Consider the following 17,345-nt stretch of genomic DNA (forward strand, 5'->3'; position numbering starts at 1 on the left):
ACGGGGACCAGCGGGTACGGCGGAGGCGTTGCGCGAGGCTGCCAACAGATGTCCTTCCGAGGGCTCGCGGCGGACTGACTACACGCACGCCAGACGACCACGCAAAGTGAGCAAACATCGCGGGTCGCCAAAGAGGCGGCGTGGAAGCACGAGCGTACTCGCTCTAAGGCAATTTGTCCACGCTCACGCAGACCCAGCACTCCCTGCCGCCGCAATCAGGATCGCTCACGCCGCCCCCGCTTGTCAATTCCCTGCACCGTCTGTCATGTCCTCCCATCCGGGCGGCCATATTGACGCGAGATCGTAACTGCAACTAGCCTCGTATCAGTTTGAGCGGAAGGGGATCACGTGAGTCTCAGCAGCAGAAGCGCGGTCGCGATCCACGCGCTGACCATGTTGGCGCGCTGGGGCGATCGCTCGCTGACCTCGGCGGAGGTGGCGGACAGTCTGTCGAGCAACCCGGTCCTCGTGCGGCGCATCCTCGGCAATCTGCGCGACGCCGGCCTGGTGTGGTCCGCGGAGGGTCGCAACGGTGGCTGGTCCCTCGCCCGCGCCCCCCGCGAGATCACGCTCCACGACGCGTTCGCCGCCGTGGAGGCGGGGCCGATCCTGTCCAGGCACGCCCATCCGGCCAGCGACGCGTGCGAGGTCGGGCGGCACATGCAGGGCCTGCTCGAAACGGAGTTCCAGGAGGCGGAACGCGCCATGGAGGAACGCCTCGGCCGCACGACCATCGCCCACCTGCTCCAGCAGGTGCTGGACAGGGAGCGCGAGGTCGCCTCCCGTATGTAGCCGCCACGGCGGAGGTTACGACCTCCGCCCTTTTTCATCCCCAAACTGTAACCACATAAGTAGCAGTTAAGGCTTTGGAGGAACCCCGAAATGACACCCACTCCGGCGAGGGCTCTGCTGGCAGTGCTCCTGCCGGCGATGCTCATCACCGTCATCGCCAGCGACATGGTCAACCTCGTCCTGCCGTCCATCGGAGCGGAGTTCGGGGCCTCCGAGGCGGAACTCGCCTGGGTCGTCACCGGCTTCCTGCTGATGTTCTCGATCGGCATCCCCCTGTACGGGCGCGTCTCCGACCGCGTGAGCCTGCGGCGCCTGTTCTCCTTCGCCCTGCTGACCTACGCCGCCGGCAGCCTGATCAGCGCCCTCGCCCCGGACCTGCTCGTACTCGTGCTCGGCCGATTCGTGACGGGCGTGGGCGCCGCCGCGATCCCCGTGCTCTCGATCATCGCCGTGACCAGGCTGATGCCCGGGGAACGCCGGGGCACGGGCATCGGCGTCATCTCGGCGACCACGGGCGTCGGCACCGCAGCAGGCCCGGCCATCGGCGGCGGCATCGGCCAGTTCCTTGGCTGGCCCGCGCTGTTCTGGCTCATGCTCGTGGTCGCGCTGCTCCTGCTCCCCGCGGCACTACGCGTCCTGCCCGACGAGACCCCGGCGGGCGCGTCCCGCTTCGACCTCCCCGGCGGCATCCTCCTGGGCCTGGGCGCCGGCCTGATCCTGTACGGCATCACCCAGGCACAGGTCGCCGGCTTCACCGCCCCCTCCTCCTGGCTCAGCCTCCTGGCGGCGGTCGTCGCGATCGCCCTCTTCGCCTGGCGCACCTCCCGCGTCCCGCAGCCTTTCATCCCGCCCGCCCTGTTCACCAACCACGTCTATCGCAACGCGGTGGCCGTCGCCTTCCTGGCCATGATCGTCAACCTCGGCGGCCTGGTCTTCGTCCCCCTGCTGGTGGTGGACGTCAACGGCCTCACCCCCGGGGCCGGCGCCCTGGTCATGATCCCGGCCGGCGTCGCCGTCGCCGCCGTCTCCCCACTGATCGGCCGCCTCACCGACCGCATCGGCACCCGCCCCCTGGTACTGACCGGCCTCACCGTCATGGGCGCGTTCACGCTGTTCCTGTCCTCTTTCGCGGAAGTGCTACCCGCGGCGATCGGGATGCTCGGCCTCAGCGTCGGCTTCATCTTCGTACTGACCCCGATCATCACCGCCGCGGCCGGCGCCCTGCGACCCGACCAGGTAGGCGTCGGCCTCGGCATCCTCCAGGGAGCCCAGTTCCTCGGCGCCGGCACCGGCCCTGCCCTGCTCGGCGTGCTGGTGACCGCCCGGCAGCAGAGCACCGCCATCAACCCGCTGTACGCCGCCCACGAGGGCGCCGCCTACTCCGACGCCTTCCTCACCCTGGCCGTCGTCGTCGCCCTGGCACTGATTGCGGCGTACCGCATGCAACCCAAGGGGAGCCACACCACCATGGTCGGTGACACCCCTGCTCGACCAGCGAGAACTGGTCGGGACGACAGGATTTGAACCTGCGACCCCTTGACCCCCAGTCAAGTGCGCTACCAAGCTGCGCTACGTCCCGGTCACATCGGCCGTCCTGGGTGCGGACGGCGTTCTGAGCGATCAACACCTTACAAGAGGTCCGGGCCATTGCGTAAATTCCCGGATCAGTCCCCTGAGTAGAGGCGCCGCAGATCGATCAGCTCCACGTCGGCACGCCCGCGCGCCACCCCCGCGAGCGTCTCGGTGAACCCGGCGCGGGCGAAGAGCAGCAGTTTGGGCGGTGAGTCGATCTGGGCGTCCGGGAGCAGGGCGCGCAGGTGTTCCAGTCGCTGGAGCTGCGGAACGTCCATGGGGGTGAGGGTGCCCTTCGCCTCGCCGATCGCCGTGATGCGATCGGGGGCGGACGGGTTCGTCTCCGTCACCACGATGTCGAGCTCATGCCCCTGGCGGTGCGCACGGCAAGAGATCTCGCTCGGGCGTACGGCGCTCGCGGTCCCGCCCAGCGTGTCGCCGGACGCGTGCAGGAAGCACCACTCGCGGGCGAGGTCCTCGAAGTGCGGGCCGTAGATCTTGGAGGCGACCGTGTCGGCGTTGGCCTGCCAGACTCGTGCGGCCCGCCCGGCGACCAGCTCGGGTTCGCGCCGCTGGGTGATCAACTGGTGGAGCCGGACCACCGGTTCGGCGATTTGGTACACGCTGCGCTTCTGCCTCATAGCGTCGTTCACTTGCGCGACGAGGCCGATGCCCTGGAGGCCGGCGAGCAGATGGCCCAGCGCGCCGGCGGGCCGCCCGAGGACCGCGGCGATCTCCGAGCGGCGGTGGTTGCCCGCGCTGATGGCGGCCAGGACGGCGGCGTAGGAGGTGGGATCGGAGATCGACGGTTCCTCGCGCAGCAGCAGCCCGCCTTCGCGGAACATCGCCGAGGCGGGGTTCAGCAGCCGCCTGTGCACCCACCGGTCGAAGGCGTCGAGGTCGGCCGGTCCCGATCCGCCGCACATCTCCAGGTAGGCGGGAGTGCCGCCGACGAGCGCGTTGACCCGGAAAGCGAGCTCGGGATCCTGCGTCAGCCCCCAGAACGCGGCCGCGTCGCGGAACCCGAAAGGCCGCAGGATCAGTTCGAGCACCGCCCGCCCCCGTAGCGGCGCTCCCGCGCCGAGCAGTTGGGCCATCGTCGTGAGGGCACTGCCGCAGAGGATCAGACGCGTTCTGGTGCGCTCTTTGGCGTGCCCCGTCGGGCTGAGCGCTCGTTGCAGGTACGACGGCAGCGCCGGTGTGGTGGAGACCAGGTAGGGGAACTCATCGATGATCACCGGTGTGGCGCGTTCCTCACCGAGACGCAGAAGCTCGTCGAGCCCTTCCCGCCAGTCGCCGAACGAGACCGGCTGCCGCAGCCCGCGGTATTCGGCGTAGGCGGCACCGAGGTCGGCGAGGTTCTGTGCCTCGGTCTGCTGGGTGGCGGCGAAGAGCAGGCCGCCGGTTTCCCGGGCGAGAAGTTCGAGCATGAGGGTCTTGCCCTGGCGGCGGCGGCCGTACACGAGTCCGAGGGTGGCGCCGGTGGAGGGAGCCGCGACGAAGTCGGCGAGTTCGGCCCACTCGTCGTCACGGCCGAACAGCCGAGGTGGTTTGGTGAGCATGAAGCCTCCACGCTAATGATAGTCACAATTATGATAGCTGTACTTATCATTATCGGTCACAGACTTATCGAAGCGATGCGCCATTCTTGTATGCTTGATGACATACTAATCAGGTGACGTCAATGGAGAAGCCGCACAGGTTGCTGGCTCGCGAGGCAGAGTGGGCCGCTCTGACCCAGTTCATTCGGCATCCGGACCCTCACCTTCGCCTCGGCGTCGTCTCTGGGCGGCGCAGGGTGGGCAAGAGTTTTCTCCTGCGTGCTCTTGCCGAGGCCACAGGCGGACTGTACGTCACGGCCGTTGCCGAGGAGGGTGTCGTCGCGGCGAGGCGTCGCCTGGCGGCGGAGATCGCGCGTTATGCGGGGGTAGCGGCCGAGTTGATGGCCGACGCGAGCTGGGAATCGCTCCTCACCACGGCTGTCGAACTCGCGTCCGGGCGTGGTGGACGCGCGCCCGGCGTGCTCGTCATCGACGAGTTGCCGTACTGGATGGCTCATTCTCCCGAGGTTCCCGGCCTGCTCCAGTTGCTCTATGACCAGTCCCAGGCCGGACAGGGCGTGCCGGGCGGGCGCGTGATCGTCTGCGGCTCGGCCATGTCGGTGATGAATCAGCTGCTCTCCGGTACCAAGGCCCTGCGTGGCCGGGCGGCGCTGGACCTGCGCCTGCAGCCGTTCGATCTGCACACCACGGCCAGGCACTGGGAGATCGGGGATCCGGCGGCGGCTCTGCGAACGCACGCGATAGTCGGCGGTTCTCCCGGCTACCGGAATCTGGCCAATGTCCCGCCTCCCGCAAGCGCCGCCGACATGGACCGCTGGGTGCCGGCCACCGTCCTGGACCCGAGGCAGGCACTCTTCTCCGGCAGCGAAGCCGAGTATCTCCTGAGGGAGGACCCCAAGTTCACCGGTAGCGCCCTGCACTACGCGATCATCAATGCGGTCGCGAACGGGGCGACCAGCCCGGCGAAGATCGGCGGGTTGCTGGAACAGCCGCGCACTGCTCTGACGCGCCCCATCGACGCACTGGTGACTGCCGGATACCTGCGTCACGAGACCGACCCGCTATGGGAGAGAAGGCCCGTGATCACGGTTGCCGATCCCATCGTGCGCTTTCACAACCTCATCACCGTGCCGCAGCGCGATCTCGTCGATACGGGGCAGCCGGAGCAGGCCTGGCAGCGTTCGCACCCGACCTTCGTCGCGCGTGTCCTGGGGCCCCACTTTGAGCTCTGCGCTCAGGAATGGCTGCGTGGCCAGGCCGATCCCGCTCTTCGTGGCAACGCGAGTGTGGTGACCGCGACGGTGGTCAATGACAGGAACGGGCGGGCCAAGCACGAGATCGATGTCGTCGCCCTGGACAAGAGGTCGGGACGGGCGGACATCAGCGTCGTCGGAGAGGCCAAGGCGACGGTCACCCGGCGGACCATGGCGGATCTCGAACGGCTGGAACGACTCAAGGCGGTGCTGGCCGAGCATGGGCACGACACCGCGTCGGCCGTACTGGCGCTGTTCTCGATGGAGGGGTTCCAGCCCGACCTCATCGATGCGGCACGGCGCAGGGGAGATGTGCTGCTGGTCGACCTGCCCTGCCTGGTCGGCAGAGCCGATCCGGTGGCGCTGCCCCATGCGTAGCAAGGTGAGAGGCTGAGGCGGTGCGGGTTGAGTTGCTCGGGCCGGTGCGTGCCTATGACGATGACGGGACGCCGATAGAGGTCGGTGGTCCTCGGGTTCGTATGTTGCTGGCCAGGCTGGTGCTCGATCCGGGGCGGTTGGTGCCGGCCGAGGCGTTGATCGAGGAGTTGTGGGGGGCCGAGCCGCCGAGGGATGCCGCCAACGCGTTGCAGGCTCTGGTGTCCCGGCTGCGTAGGGCGCTGCGGGGAGTCGGTGAGCTGGAGTCGCGGGCGGGTGGATACCGGCTGGTGGTCCAGGGGCGGGATGTGGATGCGTACCGGTTCGAGGAACTGGTGGGGCAGGGGCGGCGGGAACTGGGCGCCGATCGGGCGCAGGCGGCGGCGGCGACGTTCGGGGCGGCGCTCGGGTTGTGGAAGGGTGCCGCGCTGGCCGATCTGAGCGAGGTGCCGTTCGCCGGGGCCGCCGCCGATCGGCTGGAGGAGCTGCGGCTGGGGGCGGCCGAGGGGCGGTTCGAGGCGGAGGTACGGCTCGGCAGGCACGAGGAGGTGCTGGCCGATCTGGAGGCGGAAGGGGAGCGGCATCCCCTGCGGGAACGGCTGGCCGCGCTGCGGATGCGGGCCCTGTACGCGGCCGGCCGCCAGTCCGAGGCGCTGGCCGTCTACGAGGAGACGCGGGCCGCGCTGGCCGGGCAACTTGGGGTGGATCCGTCCCAGGAGTTGCGGGAGACGCATCTCTCGCTGCTGCGGGGCGAGTTCGACAGGCCCGTCGAACGCGGTGAGCCGCGCCTGCCCCGCTGGCTGACCAGCTTCGTCGGCAGGCAGGAGGAGCTGAAGCTGGTCCTGGAGCTGATGGAGACCTCCCGGCTGGTCACCGTCGTCGGGCCCGGCGGGGTGGGCAAGACCAGGCTCGCGGTGGAGGCGGTGACCCGGCACCGCGCCTATCGCGGCGGGCGGGTGTGGCTGGTGCCGCTGACCGGGGTGGACACGCCCGGTCGGCTGCTGGACGTGGTGCTCGGCACGCTGAGCTCAGCCGCGCTGCGGCCGCCCGAGTGGCGGGGTACGCCGCAGGACCCGCTCGACGGGCTGGTGGACCTGCTCGCGGGTGGTGAGGCGGTGCTCGTGTTCGACAACTGCGAGCGGCTGGTCGAGGACGTCGCGGAGCTGGTGCATCGGCTGCTCGATCGCCTGCCGTACCTGCGGATTCTCGCCACGAGCAGGGAGTCGCTGGCGATCGTGGGCGAGGCGCTGTGCCGGCTCGGGCCGCTGGCGGTGCCCGCCGCGCCGGGGGAGGAGACGGCGTCGGTGCGGCTGTTCCTGGATCGGGCGGCGGGGGTGCGGCCCGGGTTTGAGCTGGACGGGTCCACAGCGGGGCCGGTGGTGGAGATCTGCCGGCGGCTGGACGGGTTGCCGCTGGCGCTGGAGCTGGCGGCGGCGCGGTTGCGTTCGATGAGCGCGGGGCAGATCGCGCGCCGGCTGGATGACCGTTTCCGGCTGCTCTCCTCAGGCAACAGGACGGCGCCCGCGCATCAGCGCACGCTGCGCGCGGTGGTCGAGTGGAGCTGGGAACTGCTGACGGAGGCGGAGCGGGCGCTGGCGCGGCGGTTGTCGGTGTTCCCCGCCGGGGCCGAGGAGGCGGCGGTGCAGGCGGTGTGTTCGGGGGGAGACGACGAGGACGCCGCGTACGTGCTGGCCGCCCTGGTGGAGAAGTCGATCGTGCAGGCGGGGCGCGAGTACCGGATGCTGGAGACGGTACGGGCCTACGCGGCGGAGGAGCTGCTGCACGCCGGTGAGCGGGAAGAGGTCGAGGCCCGTTTCGTGCGGTATTTCCTGGAGCTGGCTGAACGACACGAGCCGCTGCTGCGCGGTCACGGGCAGGCGCGTTCGATGGCGATCTTCGACGCCGCGTACGACAACCTGGTGCTCGCCCTGCGCATGGCGGTCGCGGCCGGGGACGCGGAGTCGGCGTGGCGGTTCCTGTCGGCGCTCAGCTGGTACTGGAACACCGTACGGTACGACGCCAGGTCCGGATCGCTGACGGAGGAGGTGCTCGGCTTCGGCGACGCGCTGCCCGGCGACGTGCGGGCCACCTTCACCGCCGTGCACGAGCTGGCCACCAACACCGGCGTCATGCCGGACGGCGAGCGGGCCCGTACGCTGATCGAGGACTGTGTCAGGACCGGCGCGATGGAGCGCTTCGCGATCCTGATGCCGGTGGTGCTGCCCGCGGCGTACCTGTTCGGCCTCGACGACCTGGCCGAACGGGAGGTCCGCAAGGCACGCGGCCACCGGGACCCGTGGGCGCGGGCGTGCGCGTGCTGGGTGGAGGCGTACGTGCGGACCGATCGCGGCGACTGGCAGGGCGGCGCGGCGGCGCGGGCGGAGGCGTTGCGGCGGTGCGAGGAGGCGGGCGACCGTCAGGGGCTGGCGATGGTGCTGAACAGCGCGGCCAGGGCGCATTCCGTGCAGGGCGAGCACGCGCGGGCGGTCGCCGCCGCCGAGCGGAGCGTCGCCCTGGCCGCGGAACTGGGCTCGGAGGAGGAGATCTGGTACCTGGCCTGGCTGGCGGGCGAGCGGATGCGCGGCGGTGACCCCGACGGCGCCTGGCGGGACGTCGCGGCGGCGCGGCGGTCGATGCGCGGCCGTGACCAGCGGCATTCGGTGCTCGCGCTGCACGCGTGCGTCGCCGACCTGCACCGGCGCGGTGGCGCGTGGCAGCAGGCGGAGCAGGCGCTCGATGAGCTGGAGGCGCTGGCCGGGGAGCTGGCGGTGCCGGAGAAGATGACCGAGATCCTGGTCGCGCCGGCGCGGGTGGCGAACCTGCTGGCGATCGGCGCGGTGGCCGAGGCGCGGCGGCGGTTCCCCGGCGCGGCCAGGGCCGCGATCGCCGGGCGGGACGTCGCCTCGGCGGCGGAGTTGCTGGCCCGGCTGCTTGCCGGGGAGGGCGATCCGGCCGGTGCGGCGACCGCGCTGGGGATGAGCCGGGCGATCAGGGGCGCGTTCGACGAGGGTGATCCGGAGTTGCGTGACCTCGTCGCCGGGCTGGTGGAAAGGCTCGGCGCCCCGGGGTACGACGAGGCGTACCGCCGGGGCGCGCGACTGCCCAGGGACGAGGCGCTCGACCGCCTCACCCCCTGAGGGCGGTCAGAACCAGGCCGCGAGGAACTCGGCGTCGAAGACGAGCGGGGTGAGGCGGTACGCGGGCGGTTCCACGCCCATCAGGTTCCGCACCAGGTAGTCCCACCTGCGCCGGTACAGGTGGTGTTCGTAGCCGAGGAAGAGGTGCTCCGCGCCGGGGATGATCAGCATCTCGACGTCCTTGTCCAGCAGGATGAGCCGCTCGGCCAGGCGCATCGTGTGGTCGGGCAGCACGTTGGGGTCCATGCCGCCGTGGATCAGCAGCAGCTTGCCCGCCAGCAGCTCGGCCCGCTCCACGTTCGACACCCGGCCGTAGTCGACCTCGTCCGGCATGCCCTGGTACGGCTCGCCGTACGCGGCGTGCAGGTAGCGCATCTCGTGGTTGCCGCAGCTCGAAACGCCCACCTTGTACAGGTCGGGGTGGTCGAGCATGGCCCGTACGGCCTGGTGGCCGCCGGCGGAGGGGCCGACGACGCCCACCCGGTCCAGATCCATCCACGGCCGGGTCTCCGCGAGCTGCCGGATCGCGGCGACCTGGTCGGAGGCGTCACCGAGGTTGCCGTGGGAGGCGTCGGAGAACGCCTTGTCGCGTCCCGGCGTCCCCCGCCCGTCGGTGGCCACCACCACGAAACCGAGCGCGGCCAGCGCCTCGGCCTCCATGCCGATGATGCCGGCGTCGAAGGTCGGGAAGACGCGGTGGGTCTGCGGGCCCGGATAGGGCGTGTCGATGACGGGGTAGCGCCGCGCGGGATCGAAGTGGTGCGGCCGGTGCAGCACGCCGTAGATGTCGGTGACGCCGTCGGCGGCCTTGACGCGGAAACGTTCCGGCGCGGTCCAGCCCGTCGCGAGCAGGCGGCTGATGTCGGCGCGCTCCAGCTCGGCGACCACCTTTCCGTCCCAGTTCCGCACGGTCGTCACCGGCGGGACGGCGGTGGTGGAGGCCGAGTCGACGAAGCAGGACCCGTCCGGCGACACCGTCACGTGGTGGTCCAGGTCGTCGTCGGTGAGCCGGGCGAACCCCCGGCCGTCCAGCCCGACGCGGCAGACCGAGCGGCGGTACGGGTCTTCGGCCACGAGCCCGGCGGCGGTGAAGTAGACCACCCGGCGGGCCTCGTCCACGTGCAGGATCTCCCTGACCGCCCAGTCGCCCGAGGTCACCCGGCCGCGCAGCGCTCCGGTGCGCGCGTCGTACAGGTACAGGTGTCCCCAGCCGTCGCGCTGGGAGTACCAGAGCACCTCGGTCCCGCCGGCGAGCACCTCGACCATCGGCGGCTGGCCCTCCGCCCACTGGTTCGGCTCCACCCGGGTGTCGCCGGTCTCGGTCAGCAGCATCGTGACCTCGCCGGTGTCCGGGTCGAGCCGGTGCAGCGAGAGGCGGCGGCCGTCGCGGGCCTGGCTCAGGTAGTACACCGCCGTGCCGTCGGCGGCCCACCACGCCAACCGTCCCATGAGCGGCGAGACCACGGACATGAACAGCGGCTCGGCCGCCGCCCGTACCACCTCGCCGCCGGAAAGATCGAGCACCACCAGCTCGGCCAGCGGCAGCCGCTCGTCCCCTGGGTAGGCGTAGCGCTGGCTGTGCAGCCGGGGCGCGCCACCGTCCGCCGGCAGGGCTTCGACCCGGTGGTTGAGGCGTACGCCCCGCTGGTCCGTCCGGTGGGTGAGCACGCGGGTCCCGTCAGGCGACCAGATCGCGGCCGGCGGCATGGTCGGGAAGCCGAGCTTGCGGACCAGCACGCCGTTCTGCCACCAGTCCGGCGCGGTGGCGTAGTCGTGGTCGGGCAGGCCGTCGGAGGTCAGCGGCCATTCCCGCGCGCCGTCCAGGGTGCGGACCCACAGGTTGTGCTCGCGCCGGAAGAGCGCGTGCCGCTGGTCGGGGGAGGCGGTCTCCACGAAGGCCGCCGCGGGGGCCGGCGTGCTCTTTGTCACGGCGTAGGAGTCCAGGTCGCAACGCCAGTACGCGTCGAAGGCGGCGAACTCGACGCCCCCGCCGGTCAGGATGATGGCCGTGAACGGCAGCGCCGCCGGGTCCACCTCCTGCCCGGACTCCCGCGCCAGCCCGGCGGCCAGCCGCCCGTGGTCGAAGGCGGGCACGCGGGTGCCCGCGGCCGGGTCAACGAGCACGAACCGCTTGTCCGTCCGGTACCAGAAGCGGGCACCGTCCCCGGTCCACATGGGCCGGATCCGGCCGCCGGGCACGAGCGCGGCGCGGTGGTGTGGCAGCAGGCTCTCCGCGGCCCGGTAGGTCGTCACATCAAGCATGAACTTTCCTTTCAGAGGATGACAGAACGAAGAAGGCCAGCACGGCTCCGGCCACCGAGAGCAGCGCGGCAGCCGTGTTGACCAGGGACATGGAGGACAGGAAGGCATCGCGCGCCACCCGGGCCACTTCGGGCGATCCCGTGCCGAGCGCGCCCGTCAGGGACGCCCTGGCCACGTCGGGCACGCCCGCGGGCAGCGCGGCGGTGTAGGCGGCAGACAGCAGGCTGCCGAGCGCGGCCACGCCCAGCGCCATGCCGCCCTGCTGGATGGTGTCGTTGACCGCGGAGCCCACCCCCGCGTGCTCCGGCGGGATGGCGCCCATGAGCATGGCGTAACCGCTGGGAGCGGCCAGGCCGGTGCCGGCCCCCATCACCACCAGCCCCACGGCCAGCAGCGGGTACCCGTCTCCGGGGCCGATCAGCGCCAAGACGCCCTGCGACGCGGCGATCACCAGCATGCCCGCCACGATCATCGTCTTGTTGCTGACACGCCTGGCCAGCGTGGCGCCGACCAGGTTGAAGACCGCCACGGACACGGCCAGCGGCACGAAGGCGAGCGCGGCCACCATCGCGCCGTAGCCGAGGACGAGTTGCAGGAACTGCGTCAGGGCCAGTTGCATGGCGGCGGTGGCGAAGACCAGCAGCACCACCGACGCGGCGGCCCCGCTGAACGCGCGCTGCCTGAACATCGCCAGCGGCAGCATCGGATTACGAGTCCGTGCCTGCCAGAGCACGAAGGCGGTGAGCGCGAGCACGGCCACGACCAGGCCGGTCACGACCGGCGCCGACCAGCCCTCGTGCGGCAGGGAGATGATCGCCCACACCAGCGCGGCCATCCCGGCGACGGACAACAGCACGCCCGCCGGGTCGGCCCGCCGTGCCGGCCCCCGTGACTCCGGTACGACGGCGCAGGTGCCGAGGATCGCCAGCAGCGCGAGCGGCACGTTGACCAGGAAGACCGATCCCCACCAGAAGTGCTGCAGCAGCAGCCCGCCCAGGGTGGGGCCCACCACGATGCCGACCATGCTGACCATGCCCCAGATCGACATCGCCTTGCGCCGCTCGGACTCGTCGAAGACGACGATGAGGATGGACATGGTGCTGGGCATGGCCAGGGCCGCGCCCACGCCCATCAGCGCGCGGCACGCGATGAGCTGCCACGACTGATCGGCGAACGTGGCCAGCAGGGACGCCCCGCCGAGCACGACCAGCCCGACGATCAGGAGCCGGCGGCGGCCGTACCGGTCCGACAGGCTGCCCGCGGTGATCAGCAGTCCCGCGAACGTCAGGATGTAGGCGTCGAGGATCCACTGCACGTCGGCGGGGCTCGCGCCGAGCTCCCGCATCAGCGCGGGGATGGCCAGCGTGAGGATCATGTTGTCGACGCTGAGCACGAGCAGCGCCGCGCAGAGAACGCCGAGGACGTACCAGCGGCGTGGATGAGCCATGAGGAATCTCCCGCATCGACCGTTTGTGACAACCGGAACGATGCGGGTTCGTGCTGATAGCGGCCTGACAGGCGGCTCGGGAACACTGTCAGGCCCTGTAACAAAGGAGGGCTTCGGACCACTTCCTGGTGTCAGAAGAACGTATTCCGAACGGAAGGGCTGGGCGGTGACGGATGATGCGCACCGGTTCACCGGCATCTACGACCAGTGCCGGCAACGCGTGTGGGCCTACGTGGTCAGCCGCGCGGGGCGGCAGGTCGCGGACGAGGTGGTGAGCGAGACGTTCGCGATCGCCTGGCGGCGGCTGGACGACGTGCCCGAGCCGCCGCTGCCGTGGTTGCTCGGGGTCGCCAGGAATGTGCTGCGGGACAACGTACGCGCGGAGATCCGCAGGCAGGCGCTGGCCGCCGAGCTCAAGGGCTGGACCGAGGGCGACGTGGCCGACCAGGTGACCGAGCGCCAGGCGGTGTTGCGGGCCCTGGCCTCGCTGCACGAGGACGACCGGGAGATCCTCGTTCTGCTCGCCTGGCACGGGTTGTCCCCCAAGGAGGCCGCCAAGGTCATCGGCTGCTCGTCGGCGGCCTACCGCGTACGGCTGCATCGGGCGCGCAAACGGCTCAAGCAGGCCATGGAAGCGTCCGCGGCGACGCCCACGCCCCACGTACGGAACCTGAGCGAGGAGTGGTCATGAACCCCATCGACGAACTTCGGGCCGCCAGGCCGGCACACCTCGGCGACCGGCCGGTTGATGCGGACACGAGGGCGGCGGAGCTGGCCAGGGCCATGTCCGGGCCCAGGCGGCGCAGGCGCGGGACGATCCCGCGGCCGGCCTGGGGGCTGGGACTGGCCGGAGCGGCGGCGGCCACGGTCACGGCGGTGGCGGTGGCGGTGATCATGTCGGGCGGCCCGGCGACCCCCACGGCGACGGCGCCCCCCACAGCTACCCCCACGGCGCCCCGGGTGACGCTGTCGGCGCGGGAGGTGCTGCTGGCGGCGGCGGACAAGGCGGACCGGCAGGTCGAGAAGGAAGGCGCCTACTGGCACAGCGTGACGGTGGGCAGGAACCTGTACACCGCCAAGACCGGCGGCTACGCGGTCATGGACCGGGAACGCAGCGAGGGATGGACGCCCAGCGCGACCGGGGGCGAGCAGTGGGGCAGCAGCAGGAGGCTCGGGGCCGAGCCCGCCACGGCGGCGGACCGGGCGGCGTGGGAGCGGGCGGGCTCGCCGTCCGAGATCGAGGTCGTCGTCCCGGGCAAGGGGCTAGGAGGGCTGACGTTGTCCACGTCGGAGGGGAAGGCGCGTACCAGCCACACCCCGCTGGTGGACGGCGACAAGGTGTTCTGGCTGGGCCGGAACGTGACCATGAAGGACCTGCGCGGGTTGCCGGGCGACCCGGCGAAGCTGAAGAAGTGGCTGATGGCCTCCTACGCCGGGCACGGCACCGAGTCCACGAGCGAGGAGATGTCGGGGGACGTGTGGCTGTTCAAGGTCAGCCTGGGGTTGATCATGGACATGCCGGTGACGCCGGAGGTTCGGGGGGCGGCCTTCCGCATGCTGGCCGAGCTCGACAGCGTCAAGATCACGGAGAACGTGGCCGACGCCGAGGGGCGCGAGGGCACGGCCGTGTCGGTCGAGGAGAGCTACCCGCGCGGCGGAGTCTCCGAGAACCGGCTGATCCTCGATGAGCGGACCGGGCGGGGCCTGGCCAACGAGTTCGTGGTGGTGAAGCCGGGCGGGCTGCAGGCCGACTTCGAGCCGGGCGCCGTGTGGAACTCCACCGCGCTGATCGAGGCGGGCTGGACGGACGAGAAGCCCTAACCGGTCTGGCGGGATTGGTCGTTGGCGTTGCTGCGGATCTGCTGGATGCGCTGCTTGGTCAGCCCGAGCAACTCGCCGATGTCCCCGTCGGACAACCCGAGCTCGTTCATGTGCTTGACCCGCTTCTTCAGCGTGCGCGTGTAGTCCTCGGCGATCGCCGCCGCCTGGCGCTGCAGGGCGGCGAAGTCGTCGAGGTCCTGCTCCGACAGCCCGGGCAGGGCGTAGTGGAAGACGGGGGACGGCGGCCGCTCGCGGTCGGCGAACAGGAAGGGGAGCCCTTCGGCGACGTCCGCGTGCAACTCCTTGAGCGTGCGGGCGGACATGCCGCCGGCCACGCCGTCCACCTGGGCCAGCCACAGATTGCCGGCCATGGTGACGTGCACGTCGACGCGGTCTGCGGTCATGCGGATGCTCCAGTCAGTCCTTCAGCCAGCCCTCGCCGAACAGGTGTGCCAGCCCTCGTTCGAGGGAGTCCACCAGGTACGGCGTCTCCCCGGGGTAGAGCGGGACGGCCGCACGGGCCGCGACCCGGCCGTCGGTGTCCCACAGCAGCAGGAATCGCTGGCGCCTGGTCGTCTCTGCCCAGTCGCAGCGCAGGCCCTGGGCGTGGGACAGCCCGATGATCCGATCGCGAATGGCCGCGTAATCGTCTCGTTCTACCACACGCGGCAGACTATATCCCTTGACTCCCATCGACAATGGGTCTTGTCGGCCGCGCGTTCTCTAGACGGTCGTACTAATATGTGTCCATGCGTACTAATATTCGCTCGACCGGACGAGACGCGACGTTCACGGAGACGGCCCGCCGATCCCAGATCGTCGAGTGCGCCATCGAGACGGTTTGTGAGTTCGGATACGCGGGCGCCTCCCTGAGCCGGGTGGCCGAGCGGGCCGGGATCAGCAAGGGCGTCATCACCTACCACTTCGCCAGCAAGGCCGAGATCCTTGAGGAGGCCGTGGCGGTGGTGTTCGCGCGCGGCGCCGAGTTCGCCATGCGGTCCGGCGCGTTCACCGGCGACTCGGAGCCGCACGACGCGTTGCGGGGATATCTGGAGAGCAACCTCGCCTACATTGCGGCGCACCCCCGGGAGATCAACGCCGTGGTCGAGATCACCCGTGGTCACCGGGACGCCGATGGGCGGCAGGTGTTCGGCACGGCCTGGGAGGAGCGGGAGGTGCTCGGGCTGCTGGAGGAGATCTTCCGCGAGGGGCAGCGGCTCGGCCATTTCCGCGACTTCTCTCCCCGGGTGATGGCCGTCGCGGTGCGGCGGGTGATCGACGGGTTCAGTTTCCAGGTCCTCGCGCATCCGGACACCGACGTCGCCGCCTACACCGCCGAGGTCGTCGCCATGTTCGAGCACGCCACCCGGGCCGGGACCGCATGACCGGGAGACTGGCCTTCGTCGACAACCTGCGGGTGTACCTGACGATCCTGGTCGTGGCCCATCATGTCGCGCTGGCCTACGGGAACCTGCGGGTCTGGCCGAACGCGGAGCCGCCGCCGACCGTGGCGGCGGGGCTGCCGCTCGACGCGCTCGTCTTACTCAACCAGACCTTCTTCATGGGTCTGTTCTTCCTGCTGTCCGGCTTCGTCGTGCCGGCCTCGCTGGAGCGCAAGGGCGCGCGGGCGTTCGCCGCCGACCGGCTCAGGCGGCTCGGGATCCCGTTCGTCGTCTTCCTCGTGTTGCTGCGGCCGATCTACACGCTGCCCACGTATCTTGACCTGCCGGTGGCCGGGCGGCCTCCGTACTGGCTGTTCTATCTCACCGAGTACGACATCGGCCCGATGTGGTTCCTTGAGGTGCTGCTGATCCTCTCCCTCGGCTACGCGCTCATCCGGCGAGATCGGCCCGGGCGCGCGATCGAGCTGCGGCCCCGGCACATCCTGGGGTTCGCGCTGGTGCTGGGAGTCGTCTCCTACGGGTGGCGAATTTTCGTGCCCATCGGGATGTACGTCCCCATCGCCGGTCTGCCGAGCGCCGCCTACCTGCCGCAGTACGTCGCGCTGTTCGCCGCCGGCATCGCCGCCCACCGGCATGGCTGGCTGCGGGTGCTGCCACGGCGGGCGGTGTCGCTCGGGTCCGGCCTGATCGCGGGTTCCGTGGTGCCGATGGTGGCGCTGGGCGGTTACCTGACGCTCGATCTGGAGCACCCGCCGCCCGCGACCTCCACGGCGCATCTGGGGTTCGCGCTCTGGGACTCGCTCTTCGCCACCGGCACGATCCTGGTGCTGCTCAGCCTTTTCCAGCGGTACGCGGACGTCACCGCGCCCGCGTTCCTGCCGGGCAACGCCTACGCCGTCTACCTCGTGCACGCGCCGATCATCGTGGGCGTCGTGGCGGCGCTGCACCCGGTCGAACTCGCCCCCGTACCGAAGTTCCTTCTCGCCCTTCCGGCCAGTCTGGTCCTGAGCTGGCTGACCGGGGCCCTCGTGAGACGACTGCCCCTGCTGCGATCCGTCCTCTAGGACGCCCAGGCCCGCAGGAAGGTCTCCACGGTCCCGCGGGCCATCGTGCGCAGCTCCGCCTCCTCCAGCTCGCGGGTGCCGAGCTGGGTGCGGGCCTCCAGCGGGCCGAGGAGCAGCGCCAGGAACTGCTCGGCCGTCAGGTCCGGGTCCGTGGTGCGCAGGTGGCCGGTCAGGGCGAGGCGGGCCAGGCGGTCGGCCAGCGCCTGGTTGAGGCGGTCGGGGCCGCTCTCCTTGACGATGTCGAGGATGTCGGGGAAGTGGGTGATCTCCGAGAACAGCAGGCGGCGCAGCGCGCACGAGCTGCCGTCGGTGTGCAGCTCCAGCAGGGCGTACGCGACCTCCTCCAGCGTGGCGCGCAGGTCGTCGCCGGGGGCGGCGAGCGGCTCCAGGGCGGCGATCCGCCGGTCGAGCGCGGTGCGCGCGGCGGCCTCCAGCGCGTGCCTGAACAGGGTGGCCTTGTCGGTCATGTGGTTGTAGACCGTCGGCTTGGCCACCCCGGCCTCGTGCGCGATGTCCTGGACGCAGGACTGCGCGTAGCCCAGCCGCGCGAACACGGTGAACGCGCCTTCCAGGATCGCCTGCCGCTTGTCGATGCGCCCCTTCATGTCGTCGATTGTACCCATGAGTTCAAGTAGCTGGACGTGCTGGTTGTGTCTG

General features: G+C 70.8%; 14 protein-coding genes and 1 tRNA gene. 8 read left to right on the plus strand and 7 right to left on the minus strand.

All coding sequences use genetic code 11. The features are described from left to right. Positions 1-348: 348 nt before the first annotated feature. Entirely contained in the window at positions 349-792 is a 444-nt protein-coding gene (locus AB0I81_RS56455) for an Rrf2 family transcriptional regulator (protein WP_360677312.1), read from the plus strand. A gap of 90 nt (positions 793-882) precedes the next feature. After that, positions 883-2,316: an MFS transporter gene (locus AB0I81_RS56460; protein ID WP_360677314.1), complete on the plus strand. Its 1,434-nt coding sequence runs from the start codon at positions 883-885 to the stop codon at positions 2,314-2,316. Here the strand turns inward: AB0I81_RS56460 and AB0I81_RS56465 are convergent. Both AB0I81_RS56465 and AB0I81_RS56470 read right to left on the minus strand, forming a co-directional pair. Beyond that, positions 2,295-2,371 (minus strand) — tRNA-Pro (locus AB0I81_RS56465). The two genes, AB0I81_RS56460 and AB0I81_RS56465, sit on opposite strands and share 22 nt — an antisense overlap. Positions 2,372-2,456: 85 nt before the next feature. Next, a complete protein-coding gene (locus AB0I81_RS56470) occupies positions 2,457-3,926 on the minus strand; it encodes an ATP-binding protein (RefSeq protein ID WP_360677316.1) in 1,470 nt (489 codons plus the stop codon). A 122-nt stretch (positions 3,927-4,048) separates the two neighbouring features. On the opposite strand from AB0I81_RS56470, the gene AB0I81_RS56475 reads away from it, so the two are divergent. Further along, complete coding sequence (locus tag AB0I81_RS56475; protein ID WP_360677318.1) at positions 4,049-5,557, plus strand: ATP-binding protein; 1,509 nt, start codon at positions 4,049-4,051, stop codon at positions 5,555-5,557. 20 nt (positions 5,558-5,577) lie between these two features. Beyond that, positions 5,578-8,691 (plus strand): BTAD domain-containing putative transcriptional regulator, encoded by a 3,114-nt coding sequence (locus AB0I81_RS56480; protein ID WP_360677320.1) that lies wholly within the window; start codon positions 5,578-5,580, stop codon positions 8,689-8,691. A 6-nt stretch (positions 8,692-8,697) separates the two neighbouring features. Here the strand turns inward: AB0I81_RS56480 and AB0I81_RS56485 are convergent, their stop codons facing one another. Then, the gene (locus tag AB0I81_RS56485; RefSeq protein ID WP_360677322.1) at positions 8,698-10,953 is read right to left on the minus strand and encodes a DPP IV N-terminal domain-containing protein; all 2,256 of its coding nucleotides are present in this window, start codon (positions 10,951-10,953) and stop codon (positions 8,698-8,700) included. Further along, positions 10,946-12,400: an MFS transporter gene (locus AB0I81_RS56490; RefSeq protein WP_360677324.1), complete on the minus strand. Its 1,455-nt coding sequence runs from the start codon at positions 12,398-12,400 to the stop codon at positions 10,946-10,948. Before AB0I81_RS56490 ends, AB0I81_RS56485 begins: the two co-directional genes overlap by 8 nt. A gap of 166 nt (positions 12,401-12,566) precedes the next feature. On the opposite strand from AB0I81_RS56490, the gene AB0I81_RS56495 reads away from it, so the two are divergent. After that, positions 12,567-13,091: an RNA polymerase sigma factor gene (locus AB0I81_RS56495; protein WP_360677326.1), complete on the plus strand. Its 525-nt coding sequence runs from the start codon at positions 12,567-12,569 to the stop codon at positions 13,089-13,091. Then, on the plus strand, positions 13,088-14,221 hold the full coding sequence (locus tag AB0I81_RS56500) for a CU044_5270 family protein (protein ID WP_360677328.1): 1,134 nt from the start codon (positions 13,088-13,090) through the stop codon (positions 14,219-14,221). The genes AB0I81_RS56495 and AB0I81_RS56500 overlap by 4 nt, the downstream gene beginning before the upstream one ends. Here AB0I81_RS56500 and AB0I81_RS56505 read toward each other — a convergent pair. Both AB0I81_RS56505 and AB0I81_RS56510 read right to left on the minus strand, forming a co-directional pair. After that, positions 14,218-14,625 carry a hypothetical protein gene (locus AB0I81_RS56505; RefSeq protein WP_360677330.1) on the minus strand — a complete coding sequence of 136 codons (408 nt, stop codon included), beginning with the start codon at positions 14,623-14,625 and terminating at the stop codon, positions 14,218-14,220. The genes AB0I81_RS56500 and AB0I81_RS56505 overlap by 4 nt on opposite strands. 13 nt (positions 14,626-14,638) lie before the next feature. Next, positions 14,639-14,884 carry a hypothetical protein gene (locus AB0I81_RS56510; RefSeq protein ID WP_360677332.1) on the minus strand — a complete coding sequence of 82 codons (246 nt, stop codon included), beginning with the start codon at positions 14,882-14,884 and terminating at the stop codon, positions 14,639-14,641. Between the two features lie 86 nt (positions 14,885-14,970). Here AB0I81_RS56510 and AB0I81_RS56515 point away from each other — a divergent pair, with 86 nt between their 5' ends. Both AB0I81_RS56515 and AB0I81_RS56520 read left to right on the plus strand, forming a co-directional pair. Further along, entirely contained in the window at positions 14,971-15,606 is a 636-nt protein-coding gene (locus tag AB0I81_RS56515) for a TetR/AcrR family transcriptional regulator (RefSeq protein WP_360677334.1), read from the plus strand. Further along, the gene (locus tag AB0I81_RS56520; protein ID WP_360677336.1) at positions 15,603-16,688 is read left to right on the plus strand and encodes an acyltransferase; all 1,086 of its coding nucleotides are present in this window, start codon (positions 15,603-15,605) and stop codon (positions 16,686-16,688) included. The genes AB0I81_RS56515 and AB0I81_RS56520 overlap by 4 nt, the downstream gene beginning before the upstream one ends. Here AB0I81_RS56520 and AB0I81_RS56525 read toward each other — a convergent pair. Next, positions 16,685-17,293 carry a TetR/AcrR family transcriptional regulator gene (locus AB0I81_RS56525; RefSeq protein WP_360677338.1) on the minus strand — a complete coding sequence of 203 codons (609 nt, stop codon included), beginning with the start codon at positions 17,291-17,293 and terminating at the stop codon, positions 16,685-16,687. The genes AB0I81_RS56520 and AB0I81_RS56525 overlap by 4 nt on opposite strands. Between the last annotated feature and the right edge of the window lie 52 nt (positions 17,294-17,345).

The sequence above is a fragment of the Nonomuraea sp. NPDC050404 genome (assembly GCF_040655495.1).
In the GTDB taxonomy this organism is placed as follows: Bacteria; Actinomycetota; Actinomycetes; order Streptosporangiales; family Streptosporangiaceae; genus Nonomuraea.

Excerpts from the sequence above, each read along its gene's own strand:
- AB0I81_RS56460 (WP_360677314.1), top strand. The coding sequence starts at position 883 with ATGACACCCACTCCGGCGAGGGCTCTGCTGGCAGTGCTCCTGCCGGCG.
- AB0I81_RS56470 (WP_360677316.1), bottom strand. The coding sequence starts at position 3,926 with ATGCTCACCAAACCACCTCGGCTGTTCGGCCGTGACGACGAGTGGGCC.
- AB0I81_RS56475 (WP_360677318.1), top strand. The coding sequence starts at position 4,049 with ATGGAGAAGCCGCACAGGTTGCTGGCTCGCGAGGCAGAGTGGGCCGCT.
- AB0I81_RS56485 (WP_360677322.1), bottom strand. The coding sequence starts at position 10,953 with ATGCTTGATGTGACGACCTACCGGGCCGCGGAGAGCCTGCTGCCACAC.
- AB0I81_RS56490 (WP_360677324.1), bottom strand. The coding sequence starts at position 12,400 with ATGGCTCATCCACGCCGCTGGTACGTCCTCGGCGTTCTCTGCGCGGCG.
- AB0I81_RS56500 (WP_360677328.1), top strand. The coding sequence starts at position 13,088 with ATGAACCCCATCGACGAACTTCGGGCCGCCAGGCCGGCACACCTCGGC.
- AB0I81_RS56505 (WP_360677330.1), bottom strand. The coding sequence starts at position 14,625 with ATGACCGCAGACCGCGTCGACGTGCACGTCACCATGGCCGGCAATCTG.
- AB0I81_RS56515 (WP_360677334.1), top strand. The coding sequence starts at position 14,971 with ATGCGTACTAATATTCGCTCGACCGGACGAGACGCGACGTTCACGGAG.
- AB0I81_RS56520 (WP_360677336.1), top strand. The coding sequence starts at position 15,603 with ATGACCGGGAGACTGGCCTTCGTCGACAACCTGCGGGTGTACCTGACG.
- AB0I81_RS56525 (WP_360677338.1), bottom strand. The coding sequence starts at position 17,293 with ATGAAGGGGCGCATCGACAAGCGGCAGGCGATCCTGGAAGGCGCGTTC.